8 protein-coding genes are annotated in these 12,213 nt (G+C 71.0%); 2 read left to right on the forward strand and 6 right to left on the reverse strand.

Annotated features, from left to right (window positions below; genetic code table 11):
• Positions 1-93: 93 nt before the first annotated feature.
• Complete coding sequence (locus PPSIR1_RS19850; RefSeq protein WP_006972916.1) at positions 94-2,808, forward strand: MXAN_6230/SCO0854 family RING domain-containing protein; 2,715 nt, start codon at positions 94-96, stop codon at positions 2,806-2,808.
• A 33-nt stretch (positions 2,809-2,841) separates the two neighbouring features.
• On the opposite strand, the gene PPSIR1_RS19855 is transcribed toward PPSIR1_RS19850, so the two are convergent.
• The 5 genes from PPSIR1_RS19855 to PPSIR1_RS19875 form a co-directional block, all read right to left on the reverse strand.
• Positions 2,842-5,235, reverse strand: a complete 2,394-nt coding sequence (locus PPSIR1_RS19855; RefSeq protein ID WP_006972917.1) for a CocE/NonD family hydrolase — start codon at positions 5,233-5,235, stop codon at positions 2,842-2,844.
• A 124-nt stretch (positions 5,236-5,359) separates the two neighbouring features.
• Positions 5,360-6,082, reverse strand: a complete 723-nt coding sequence (locus PPSIR1_RS19860; protein ID WP_006972918.1) for a hypothetical protein — start codon at positions 6,080-6,082, stop codon at positions 5,360-5,362.
• 109 nt (positions 6,083-6,191) lie between these two features.
• A complete protein-coding gene (locus PPSIR1_RS19865; RefSeq protein ID WP_045116377.1) occupies positions 6,192-6,758 on the reverse strand; it encodes a Uma2 family endonuclease in 567 nt (188 codons plus the stop codon).
• A gap of 31 nt (positions 6,759-6,789) precedes the next feature.
• Positions 6,790-8,721, reverse strand: coding sequence for an aconitase family protein (locus PPSIR1_RS19870; RefSeq protein ID WP_006972920.1), 1,932 nt, complete (start codon positions 8,719-8,721; stop codon positions 6,790-6,792).
• A 103-nt stretch (positions 8,722-8,824) separates the two neighbouring features.
• Complete coding sequence (locus tag PPSIR1_RS19875; protein ID WP_006972921.1) at positions 8,825-9,355, reverse strand: DUF4188 domain-containing protein; 531 nt, start codon at positions 9,353-9,355, stop codon at positions 8,825-8,827.
• 121 nt (positions 9,356-9,476) lie between these two features.
• Here PPSIR1_RS19875 and PPSIR1_RS19880 point away from each other — a divergent pair, with 121 nt between their 5' ends.
• On the forward strand, positions 9,477-10,211 hold the full coding sequence (locus PPSIR1_RS19880; protein WP_006972922.1) for a TetR/AcrR family transcriptional regulator: 735 nt from the start codon (positions 9,477-9,479) through the stop codon (positions 10,209-10,211).
• A 47-nt stretch (positions 10,212-10,258) separates the two neighbouring features.
• Here PPSIR1_RS19880 and PPSIR1_RS19885 read toward each other — a convergent pair whose 3' ends face one another.
• On the reverse strand, positions 10,259-12,109 hold the full coding sequence (locus tag PPSIR1_RS19885) for a hypothetical protein (RefSeq protein WP_006972923.1): 1,851 nt from the start codon (positions 12,107-12,109) through the stop codon (positions 10,259-10,261).
• Positions 12,110-12,213: the final 104 nt, after the last annotated feature.

Consider the following 12,213-nt stretch of genomic DNA (forward strand, 5'->3'; position numbering starts at 1 on the left):
GCCGAGTCCGGGCTTCCTTCTCCAAGTCTACCCACTTTCCTAGCTCGGGCGATTCCCTGCCATCTTTTTTTGGCTACGGGTGGAGACGACTCCATGACTGCGGACACGCGTGCGATCGCCGACATCCTGCTTCGGCGTCAGGGCCTCCTGTTCCTCCCCGCGCCGGACTCGTCCGCGGGCGAGGGGGGCTCGCTGCGGGCGATCTTCGCGTGGGGCCGGTCCAAGCTCGACGACGCGACGCTGCGCCAGACCGCGCGCGAGACCGAGGCCTTCCTGCTCGAGTTCGCGGCGCTCGGCTACGCGGGCACCGAGAAGCTGCGCCTGGCCGTGGCCGCGCTGGCTTCGGAGCAGCGCCGGGCGGTCCGCGACGGCGCGCTGGCGACCCTGTCGGCGCAGCTCGGCGCGAACCAGGTCCACCGCCCGCTGTTTCGCCGCTTCCCCAAGGGCATCCCCCGGGACACCCACGCGCTGTGGGTCCAGCGCGTGCTCAGCCACTACCTGCAGCAGCCCGACCAGCCTTGCCTGCACTGCGGGGCCGAGGGCAGCACCCACGTCCTCGACCCCTGCGAGCACGTCGTGTGCGACCGCTGCTTCGACGGCGACAACTACTCGGCCTGCCCGATCTGCAACGCCAAGGTCAGCCGCGACTCGCCCTTCTTCGGCCCGGACATCGTCCGCGAGCTGCCCAAGGAGCAGGTCCGCTTCGCTCGCCTCGAGCTCGGCGAGGACCTCGAGGCGGCCACGCGCGAGCTCTTCGTGAGCTTGTGCGCCCGGACCCAGGCCCTCAACCCCGTCGACAAGGCCGACCTGGCGGCGATCGTCGACCACCACGGCGCGGCGCTCATCCCCTGGCTGCCCGAGGCCATCCCGCTCAAGGAGAACGTCGCGCTGGTCCTCGGCCGGCTCCTGGCCCTGGCCGGGGACGCGCTGCCGGAGGTCCTGCCCCTGGCCAAGGCGCAGCTGCGCACGGCCACGGACGTGCTCCGAGCCATCGCCGTGTACGCGGGCGCCGACGCGGCGCTGCAGGGCGAGACCTACGTCCAGGTCACCGAAAAGCGCTACCGCGATCTGCCGTGGTGGGAGACCTGGCTCGAGAACAACCCCAAGCTGGCGCGCCAGTACGCGGACCAGCCCATCAACGTCAGCGAGTCGAAGACGGTCAAGCGCTTCCCCATGCCCAAGCTGCGCCGAGCCTTCCGCCGCGCGCTGCTGGGCCTGCTCGAGGAGCTCGACGAGCGCTCGCTCATCGAGGACATGCTGCGCCACCGCTCTTACTGGGTGTGGGTCGGCCAGTTCCTGCACCCGGGGGAGTACGCCAAGCGCTTCCCCAAGGTCGCGCGGGCGTTCGAGGTCGTGCGGGGCAAGACCTCTTCGGGCGAGAAGGCCCCGGCCTTCGCGGGCTTCTACAGCCAGCTCGAGGCCGCCGCCGGCCGGGGCGACGCGCGGGCCATGGCCGACCTGCTGGCGACCCGTCCGGGCGAGCTGGGCCGGCGCTTTGATCACCTGCTGCGCGTGGCCGCCGTCGACGACGCGACGGGAGACGGGGGCAGCGTCGACCATGCCCTCGCGCGCTTCGTCGAGGCGGCGCCGAAGTGCTCGACGCCCGTGCTGCTGACCCTATACGCCCTCTTGCCCACGCGCACGCGCCGGGCCAAGCGGCGGATGTTCTGGCCCAAGGGCGGGGTGGTCACGGCGGTGACGACTCCGGACGAGCGCGCGACCTTGCCCCCGGCGGTCGTCGAGTCGGCGCTGACGTGCGTCGAGGCCGAGCTGCTCGCGCGCTTTGCCGAGGCGCCTCGACACCGCGTCGCCCTCGTCGACGCGGGGCTCACCGACATCGTCGCGCCCTTCAACGAGCGCACGGCCTCGCCAGCGGCGATCAACCTCCCGCGGGGCTCACGGGTGCGCGTGCCGGAGGGCAAGACCCTGCGCCTGTTCCTGCACTGGTGCGAGACCGAGGGCGGCCCGAGCACGGACATCGATCTGTCCGTGGGCTTTTACGCCGCAGACTGGAGCTACCTCGGGGTGTGCAGCTACTACGAGCTGACCTGCGCCATCGCGGGCAAGGCCATCGCGCGCAGCTCCGGCGACCTGACCTCGGCGCCCTTCCCCGAGGGCTCGAGCGAGTTCGTCGACCTCGACTGGGAGGCCGCCCGGGCCGCGGGTGTTCGCCACGCGGTCATGGTCGTCAACGCCTACTCGGGCGCGAGCTTCAGCCAGCTCGAGCGGGGCTTCGCCGGGCTCATGCTCCGCGACGACGTCGACGGCCGCGTCTTCGATCCGCGCACGGTCACCCTGCGCTTCGACCTCCAGGGCGACAACGGCATCTTCACGCCGCTGAGCCTCGACCTCGAGGACGGAACCATGCACTGGCTCGACGTCTACTCGAAGGGCGAGATGGCCTTCAACAACGTCGCCAGCTCCAACCGGGCGATCCAGCGGGTCTGCCCGGAGACCATCGACTACTTTGGCAGCGGCGTCCGTTTGGACATGTACCGCCTCGGCCTGCTGCACGCCGCGGCCCGGTCCGCGCAGGTCGTGGTCCGGGCGGGAGACGGGAGCCTGCGCCGCTTCGAGCGGAGCGAAGGCGAGACCGCGGGGGCCTTCCTCGCGCGCCTGCGCGGGGGCTCCGAGGGCGTCGAGCTGGACGCGCGGGACCTGGCGAAGCTCCTCGGCGAAGAGCCCTGCCTGGCCCTGCTGCTGCGCGGGGACCTGCCGACCGAGCTGCCCGAGGGCAGCCAGGTCTACGCGCTGGTTCGCGAGGCGCTCACCCCCGAGCTGGCCGCGGCGGACCTGCTCGTCGGGTGAGCGGACGGCTTTTGAAGGGTCGAAAGAGACGGCCTACTCGGCCGGCGTGTTCGTGAACTCGAGGTGCTCGCGGCAGGGCTGGGCGCGCAGCGGGCAGGCCGGGAGGGGGGAGTCGACGACCACGTCGGGGACGACCGGGAGCAGCACGGAGCTCGCCGCGTCCTCGTGGTGGCCGACGTCGATGCGCGTGTCGTCGGTCTGCGTCTCGTCGAGGATGAACTTCCACTCGGGCCGGCTGGATCCGGGGGTGTCGACGGAGATCTTGACCTTGGAGCCGGCGCGGAAGATGTGCGCGAAGGGGAAGATGCGGATCCGGGCCTCGACGTACTCGTCGGCGGGCACGGGCTGCAGGTCCGCCTCGAGGTGGGTCAAGATCGGGTCGAGGTCCGTGGTCTGGCTGGCGTCGAGGAAGCGCTCGGTCGCCCGGAGCCAGCCGCCCTGGACGTAGATCTCCTGGCCGTCGGGGCGGACCTCGATGACGTTGACCTCGATGTCGGCCTCGCCGGCGTTGCTGCGGATCCACAGGTCGGCGCTGGCGGGGCCGACCATCACGACGTCCTCGGCGAGCTCGGGGCTCATGAACACCGCGGCGGTGTCGGGCTCGTCTTGTTGCCAGTCGAAGGGCGGGACCAGGGCGTTGATGTCCCCGTTGGGCAGGGTGCCGGCCTGCCCGTCGGCGGTGTCGATGTGGTAGCTGGAGCCGCCGCCGTCGGGGCCGGGGGCCGCCTCGCTCAGCGCCCCGTCGGGGCCGAAGTACCAGCGCTGGGTGTCGAGCTCGTTGGGCGGCCAGGCGTCGAAGCTCATGGTCATCGTGGGCGAGGGGGCGCCCTGCTCGTACTCGGGGTTGGCGCCCATCTCGAACTGGATCACGACGGGGTCCTCGGCCTCGTAGGCGGCCAGGGCCTCGTCGTAGGAGCCGAACATCGTGTAGGGGTCCGGCGGGAACTCGACGGCCTCACCGAGCAGGGCGCCGAACAGGGCCGGGGCGACGCTGCGCAGCTCCGGGGTGATCACCGGGACCTCCTCGCGGATGTAGAAGTCGAGGAAGGCGCCCCACTGCAGCAGGTGCTCGGGGGTGTAGCCGTCGGCGTGCACGCCGTTGAAGCCGCGCAGCTTGACCATGGGCGAGGCCTCGAGGGCGTTGATCAGCCGGGCCCAGTCGCCGCCGGTCTGCTCGTCCTGCCACGCGCCGGTGATGAACACGGGCACGTCGATCTGGTCGACGAACTTCATGGGGTCGAGGGGGTCGTAGATCTCGGGGACGTAGTAGGGGTAGTCGTCGATCTTTTTGATCACGTCGACGAGCTGCCCGTGGAGCAGCTGGTTCTCCTCGCAGACCGTGTCGCCGCCGTCGACCAGGCCCTGCTCCCAGCCCTTGCCGTAGGGCACGGCGCTGTTGAGCACGTTCTGGGCCCAGTTGATGGCGAAGCCGTTGTTGGTGATGCCGCCGGGGCGGAGGGTCGAGTCGGCCGTGTGCGCGAACACGGACATCGGGGCGATGGCGGCGAGGCTGGGCGGCTTGGTCTGGGCGACCCACATCTGGCTGATGCCGGGGTAGCTCAGCCCGGCCATGGCGACCTTGTTGTCGAGCACCCAGTCCTGGGCGGCGGCGACCTCGACGATGTCGTAGCCGTCGAGGACCTGGAGCTCCTCGAAGAAGTCGTAGGCGCCGCCCGAGCACCCGGTCCCGCGCATGTTGACGTTGACGGAGGCGAAGCCCATGAACCCGCCGAGCAGGCCGGCGGGGCTGTTGGGGGCGTCGCAGATCACCGGGAAGAGCGGGCACAGCGAGTCGAGGTCGATGCCGCCGAGCTCCCCGAACTGCTCGCTGACGGGGCCGCCGGGCTTGCTGGGCTCGTAGCCGGAGTAGTTGACGATGGTCGGGTAGGGGCCGTCCTCGATGGGCCCGGGCAGGAACACGTAGGCCGACAGCTGGGTGCCGTCGCGGGTCGTGATGTAGTTGTAGCCCGGCTGGAGGGTCTGGCCGTCGTAGAAGGACTGCTCGGGGTAGCTCTCCTCGGTGTCCCAGACCTTCAGCTCGCGGGCGGCCTCGAGCTCGACGCCCACGGTCTCCTCGACGGAGTAGCCCTCGCCCGGGGTCAGCTCGCGGAAGATCAGGCTGCCCCACTGGTCGACGGTGCCCGTCGCCACCTCCATGCCCGCGCCGTCGAGGACCCGCAGGACCATGTCGGGCTCGGCGTGGGTGATGTGCAGCTGCTTGACGCTCTCGCGGACCTGAAACTCGGCCTCGACGAAGCCCGTCTCGCCGGTGTCCGTGGTGTCGTCGGCCTCGTCCGTCCCGTTCTCCCCGGCCTCGTCGTCGCCCGAGGGGCCGTCATCGCCACAGGCCGTCAGGCTGAGGGGGAGCAGACACAGGGATAGGGGAAGGACTCCCCCGAGACTCGAAAATCCAACACGCAGCGGCATTGGACGATGATACGCGCAGCCGTCAGTGGAGTGGAACCATGTTTTTGCCCATCTTCCACGACGATCGTGGAATGGATGAACACGGGATCAACGGATGGACGATCGGCGCGTCGGGCTCGGGAAGTCAGCCCGGGAAGGGGTCGCGGAGGTCGATGGCCGGCGTCACGCACCGCGGGTCCCGCATGGGCTCGGCGCCGGGGCGCTGGACGACGGTGCCGTCGCCGGTGGTCTGGCTACAGGGCGGCCGCGGGCTGTCGGGGCGCGCCGCGTCGTGGAAGGGGTCGCGGATGTCGTTGGGGACCTGGCGATCGAGGGTCGTCGAGCGGACCTGCCGGGCCTCGGGCGCGAAGGGGTCCTTGAGATCGGGCAGCAGCATGCGCTGGGCGAAGGATGCGTCGCCGGGGCGCCCCGGCGTGGTCGGCGGGCGGTTGAAGGGGTCGCGCAGATCGATGACCGAGCGCTGCTCGGGCCGGGGCATGGGCGACGGCGCCACGCCCATGGGCGAGGGCAGCGGCGTGCTCGGGTTGCTCGCGCCGGGGATCGGCGGCGGCGGCGTGGCGTCGCGGGTCTGCTCGAGGGGGAAGGGCACGACCTCGAGCCCGGCAGGGAGGGCGCTGCGCGGGGGAGCGCTCGCTGGCGGGGCGGCGTTCGCTGGCGGCGCGGGACTCTCGGGGCTGGGGGCGGTCGCTGCGTCGGAGGCGGGCGCGTCTTCGGAGGGCGTCGGAGCTGGCGCTTCGGCGCTCGGCGTCTCCACCGTCGCGTCGCTGCTCGGCTCCTCGGGCAGGGTCGGCGGCCCGCTCAGGGCGAAGGCTCCCGCGAGGGAGAGGCACAGGCGCGCGGCGATCACGGGCCAACCCTAGCAGGCTCGCCCAGGGCAGCGCCATGGACTTGACGCGGCCCCCAACGGGAAGCTGGGCGTTGTCGCGCGCTCCAGGAGCCAATCGGCCCGCTGGGCATCAGGCGCCAAGCTCGATGCCGGCGTAGAGCTCGTCGACGGGGAGTGAGAGCTGCAGGGACGCCACGCTGAGCACCTCGCCCGCGCGCGCGTTGGTCTCGCTCCAGCCCGTCGCGGTGCGCTCGATGACGGTGACCTGTGGACGGCGGTGGGAGATCAACAGGACCGCCCGCAGGTTCGGGAGCTGCTTGTAGTGGCTGAGCTTGTCTCCCCGGTCGTAGTCTTCGGTCGAAGGGCTCGTGACCTCGACGAGCAGGGTCGGGTTGATGACCGCGTTCGCGTCGATCGCCGCGGTCTTGCGCTCACCGCAGACGACCGTGACGTCGGGGAAGGTCGACAGATCCGTGGCCTCGACGCGGACTCTGAGGTCCGAGGACGACACCCGGCAGCGCTTACCGAGGGCGCCGATGAGCAGGCCGATGGCAGACGCAGCCAGGTCGGCGTGGGCAGGTGTCCCGCCAGCCATGGCGTAGATCTCACCGTCGCAATACTCGAGCTTGACGGTGCTGAGCTCGAGCAGGCTCAGGTAGTCTCGATAGCTGTGGTGGACGCGCCGGGCAGTGGGCACGAGCACCACGGTAGCACGGTCCGCGCTCAGCTCAGCTCAGCGCACGTGGATCGGTGAGCTTGCCCGTCACGGCCGAGGCGGCGGCGACGGCCGGGGAGACCAGGTAGACCGGCCCCGGCGCGCCCATGCGCCGGTCGAAGTTGCGGTTGGTCGTGCTCGCGGTGGTCTCGCCCTCGTAGGGGATGCCGGGGCCGTTGCCGATGCAGCTGCCGCAGCCCGGGGCCGAGACGACGGCGCCGAGCTTGGTGAACAGCTCGAGCAGGCCCTCTTTTTTCGCCGCGGAGGCGACGTCGTCGCTCGACGGGGTGACGGTGACGCGGACCTTGTCGGCGAGCTCGCGGCCGCGCAGGACCTCGGCGGCGGCGCGCAGGTCGGCGAGGGAGCCGCCGGTGCACGAGGCGATGACGACGTTGTGGATCGGCACGTCGCCGACCTCGGCGAGGGACTGGCGGTTGCGCGAGTCGCCGGGGGTGGCGACGGTCAGCGGGACCTCGTCGAGGTTGACGTGGATGGTCTTGACATACTCGGCGCCCTCGTCGGGCTCGACGAAGCGCTCGGCGTAGTCCTGGCCGCGGGTGGTCTTCAGGAATTCGCGCAGCGGGGCGCAGGGCTCGACGATGCCGGTCATCAGCCCGCCCTCGACGGTCATGTTGGTGATCACCGAGAGCTCGTCGACGTTCCACTGGTCGAGGCCGGGGCCGCCGAGCTGGATGACGCAGGTGTCCGTCGGCGACTCGCGCCACTGCTCCTCGCGGAAGAAGGGATCGCCGATGAGGTGCAGGACCAGGTCCTTGGGCGAGAGCACGCCCTTGGCGTCGCCCTCGACCCACACGCGGACGGTCTTGGGCACGGTCACGGGGATCATCCCGGTGCGCAGGGCGAAGGCCATGGCCGTCGAGCCCACGCCGAAGGCGAAGGCGTTCATGACCCCGGCGGTCGGGGTGTGGCTGTCGGTCAGCACGATGATGTCGCCGGGGCGGGCGTAGTCCTCGACGACGATGCGGTGGCACACGCCCTGCTTGAGGCGGCCGGGGCCGTGGAGGCGGATGCCGTTCTTCTCGCAGGCCTCGATCATCTCCTTGGCGAGGTTGCGGGCCGGGAGCAGGCGCTTGTTCTTGACGGTGAGCGGGACCGTGTCGCTGTCGATGAGCACGAAGTGGTCCTCGAAGGCGGCGGCGAGCTCGGGCTGGTGCACCGGGGCGCTGCCCCACTCGTCGGCGTAGAGCTTCATGACCATGCCGCCGGTGTACTCGTGCATGCCGCGGAAGTCGGCCTCGCACAGGATCTGATCGCCGGGCTTGACGGCCGCGATGCCGAATTTTTCGGCGCTGTCCGGGCCGCGCCAGGCCTTCTTGGCCACGATCTTCTCGATGCAGTTCATGGGCCGGGCCTCGACCTCGGTCGAGTAGGTCGGGCCGACCTCGCCGGCGAGCACCTTGGTGCCGTAGGGCATGAGCCCGCCGGCCTCGCTCACGGCGCGGAAAAAGGGCGGCAGCGCCTGGCCGAGGGCGCCCAGGTCGACGTCCTCGCCGGCCTCGAGCCGGTCGATCACCCCAAAGTCGGTGGTGAAGGGCAGGCCGGCGTAGACCATGTTCTCCTGGAAGATGCGCTGGAAGCTGCGCGCAATCACGAGCTCGATGCCGGCGCCTTGGTGGGCGACCACGGCGACCTCGCGGGAGCTGCCCGAGCCGTAGGCGTCGCCGCCCACGACGACCTGGAAGCCACCGCTCTTGACGCCCTCGACCTCGACGGTCTCCTTGAAGTTCTGCAGGAAGTAGGGCCCGAGGATCTCGCCGGTGTAGCCGAGGGTGCAGGCCGCTCCGTTGATCATCGCGTCGGTGTTGACGCCGAAGTGGAGGGCGGGCGGATCGGCAGGGCTGAAGTCGGGGTCCTCGCCTGCGAGCTGTTGCGCAACGAGCTTGGAGTCATCGGTGAGCCAGAGGAGTCGACCAGTCAGCAACATGTGCGCGGGAGTATAGCGGTCGAGGGCCCGCCGACAGAGGGCGGTCTTTGCGTCCAGACCCCCGAATTGGCCCGTTTGGGGCCTGCCTGAGGTGGCGGTCAGCTCACGCCGCGTCGGCTTCGTGTTTCTCACTTTGTCGAGCACTCGCGCGGCCTGCATCGATGCGCGCCGTGGCGCTGTCGGTGCGCCGCGTGATGGCCACGGGCTCGGTGGCCGCGGCGAGGCCAAAGGCGGGCATGTTGACGTAGACGGTCTCGTAGTTTCCCGGGCGCACGAGGTAAGTCTCGTGCCAGATGCCCACGTCCCCGCCGACGCCGACGCGCTTCATGAAGCGCACCCACGCGGGCATGTGGCGGCGCTGCTTGGCGCGCGCGTAGTCCTCGAGGTGTTGGTGGGAGCGCCAGTACTGCAGGACGATCATCGTCTGGCCAAACCACGCGTGGTGGCCGAGGAGGCCGAGCTCGGGCGAGGCGCGCAGCTCGCTGAGCATGCCGCCCATGGCCATGAACACCGGCAGCCAGTGGCTCGGGCGCCACCACTTGTTGATGCGCATGCCGGTGAGGAACACGACGACCTCGCCGTCGAGCTCGGGGGGGATGAAGGCGGTGAACTTGTCCGGGGTGGTGGTGCTCATGGTGGCTTCGCGCTCGATGTAGACGACGTAAACATGGCGGATGTGTAGACAGTGTCAACATGGATCTGGGAAAAAGTTTCTACTGGTAACATCGAGGGCCTCGACGTAGGCTCCGGGGCCAGTGGCGCGGTCCAAGGGAGCTTCTGCGAAGTCGAAGGGTGCTCGGCGCAAGTCACGCGGGGCGACCTACCACCACGGCGATCTGCGCCGCGCGCTGATCGAGGGCAGCCTCGAGCTCATCGCCGAGCGCGGGCCCGAGGGCTTCACCCTGCGCGAGGTCGCTCGGCGCGTCGGGGTGTCTCACGCCGCGCCCTACCGCCACTTCGCCGACCGCGACGCCCTGCTCCTCGCCGTGGCCGAGATGGGTTTTGCCGAGCTGCTCACCCGCGGCCTCGCGGCCCAGGAAGCCGTCGAGGCGGGGGACCCCCTCGCCCTCGCGCGGGCGCGGCTGCGATCCTTTGGCGAGGTCTACCTGGGCTTCGCGGCCGAGCATCCGGCGCACTACCGCGTGATGTTCGGTCGGGCCATCAGCGCGCCCACGCCGGGGCTGCGCGACGCGGGCGAGGGGGCCTTCGCGCTGCTCGAGGTCCAGGTCCGCGGCGTGCTCGAAGCCCTCGCGCGCGCGGGCGAAGGTGACGGTTCAGAGCCGAGCGACCGACGGGTCCACGATCTGGCCATGGCGATCATGGCGGGGGTCCACGGCCTGGCGATGCTCGCCCTCGACGGGATGCTCGCGGACGTGCCCGTGGGTCCCGAGGCGGCGGCGGCCCTGCGTCGCTCCGAGCGCTTCGCCACGCTGAGCTCCGTCGTCCTCGATCTCATCGACGCGGGCTTGCGGGCGCGCGACCTCGACTGATTTTTTTAGGGCCGTCGGGCATCCTCTCGTGGAGGTTGCCGCGCGGCTCACTCGCACGACAGCCCGAGGGCGTCCTCGACCCGCACGGAGGTCACGGCCAGGCTGCCCGCGGCTTCCCCCGCGGTGTAGGCGAGGCTGAGCACGGCGCCCTCGCTGGCGGGCCAGTCGCTCGCCGGCCAGCCCTCGTCGCCGTCGAGGAGCTCCCGCCAGCGCACGCGGATGGTCCGGCCGTCGTCGAGCACCCGCGCGCCCTCGAGGGCCGTGACCTCGCCCAGGTGCGCGTCGAGATCGATCTGCAGCTCCCGGTCCCAGACCTCGAGCTTGACGTTGAGGGGGCCGTCGGCCGGGGCCCAGTCGTCGATCGGCGCGGTGAAGGGCTCGAGGCTCAGGCCGAGGCTCGGGACCTCGACGTGGACCTCGACGCGGGCAGGGTCGGGGAGCACGCGCAGGACGATCGCGGGGCGGCCGACGGCCTCGTCGACGCTCACGGGCGCCGCGGACAGATCGTCGCCGTGGACGGCCGGATCGTGGGCGAGGACCCCGAGCTCCGCGGCGCCTCCGGGCGCGTCGCCGAAGTCCAGCTGCGCGCGCCAGATCAGCCCGTGGCGGTCGCGCCAGCCCGTGCGGTTGCGGATCAGCGCGGCGCTCGGGCCCGCGCCGGGCTCCGCCGGCAGGTGCAGGGCGCCCCCGTCCTCGAACGCCGGACCCGTCGCGCCCTCGCGGTCGACCAGGCCGTCGCCGAGGCCCGCGTTGACCCCCAGCTCGCCGTCGTCGAAGCCGTCCTCGACCACGCGCCACAGCGGGTGCTCGACGAAGCCCAGGCCGTCGCGCAGGTGGGCCTCGTTGCTGGCGCAGTGGTTGCCCGAGGTCTCGATGAAGCGCGCGAACAGATCGTCGGCCTCGAAGCCGTGGTGGTAGATGTTCATCATGTCGCCCTCGCGGAAGTCGTCGAAGCTGGTCATCAGCGCGAAGCGACGCTCGAAGCTGCGCAGGTGCTCGAGGTAGGGCTGGCCGCCGACGTCGGGGAAGAAGCCCGGGCCCCAGAACTCGTAGTGGCTGTCGGGCTCGTGGGTCTCGTAGTCCTGGGCGACCTGGGCCGGGTAGTTGGCCCCGCAGCGCGCGAGGGTGCCGGTGTAGAGCTGCGGATACTGGTAGGCCAGCATGTTCGCGCTCCGGGCCCCGCCGGAGGAGCCCATGGCGTAGATCCGCGAGCGGTCGATGGCGTAGTGCTCGAGGGCCCACAGCGTGCCGAGGTAGGCCAGGCCCATGCGCACGTCGACGTTGACGCTGTTGCCCGCGTCGTTGGGGGCGATCCACAGCAGCTCGCCCGCGTCGAGCTCGTTGGCGTAGCCGTTGCTGGGCAAGCTGCCGTTGTTGCCGGAATTAATGAACACGATCAGGCCGTGGGGGGTCTCGCCGTCGTAGCTGGGCGGCACGCGGAGGTCGTAGGTGGCCGCGCCGAGGTCGAGGCCGGCGTCGACGGCTCCGGGCGCGACGGGGTCCTCGACGGGCTCGACCCCGGCGAGGGCGCCAAGGGAGAGGTTGGTGTGCTCGCCGACCGCGAAGGGCGGGGGGCCGTCGGGGGCGGTGCTGCGGCCGGGCGGGACCGTGGACGGAGTCAGGCCCTCGCACAGACCCTCGGCGGGCTCGCCTCCGGTGGTGTCCGTCTCGGACTCCGTGTCGGTCGTGGACTCGGTGTCCGTCTCGGACTCGCTGGACCCCTCGCTCGTCCCGTCTTCGGTGGTGTCCGCGTCGTCGGTGCTGTCTTCGCCGACCTCGTCCTCGCTGCCTGCGTCTGCTTCGTCCGCGCCGCCGTCGTCGGAGCACGCCAGGGTGAGCGCGAAGGCGGCGAGGATCAGGGCGGGGGAGGACTGGGTAGAGACGGTCGTGCGCGGCATGGGCAGGCGCCACGCTAGCGCTCGGGTGGGCTTGTCTACCGGTCAATCCCAAGGGAAGCGGCGCGCTCGAACATGGTTCGGCTCACTCGGGCAGCGCCGCCGGA

It is taken from the genome of Plesiocystis pacifica SIR-1 (assembly GCF_000170895.1).
In the GTDB taxonomy this organism is placed as follows: Bacteria; Myxococcota_A; Polyangia; order Nannocystales; family Nannocystaceae; genus Plesiocystis; species Plesiocystis pacifica.

Excerpts from the sequence above, each read along its gene's own strand:
- PPSIR1_RS19850 (WP_006972916.1), top strand. The coding sequence starts at position 94 with ATGACTGCGGACACGCGTGCGATCGCCGACATCCTGCTTCGGCGTCAG.
- PPSIR1_RS19855 (WP_006972917.1), bottom strand. The coding sequence starts at position 5,235 with ATGCCGCTGCGTGTTGGATTTTCGAGTCTCGGGGGAGTCCTTCCCCTA.
- PPSIR1_RS19870 (WP_006972920.1), bottom strand. The coding sequence starts at position 8,721 with ATGTTGCTGACTGGTCGACTCCTCTGGCTCACCGATGACTCCAAGCTC.
- PPSIR1_RS19875 (WP_006972921.1), bottom strand. The coding sequence starts at position 9,355 with ATGAGCACCACCACCCCGGACAAGTTCACCGCCTTCATCCCCCCCGAG.
- PPSIR1_RS19885 (WP_006972923.1), bottom strand. The coding sequence starts at position 12,109 with ATGCCGCGCACGACCGTCTCTACCCAGTCCTCCCCCGCCCTGATCCTC.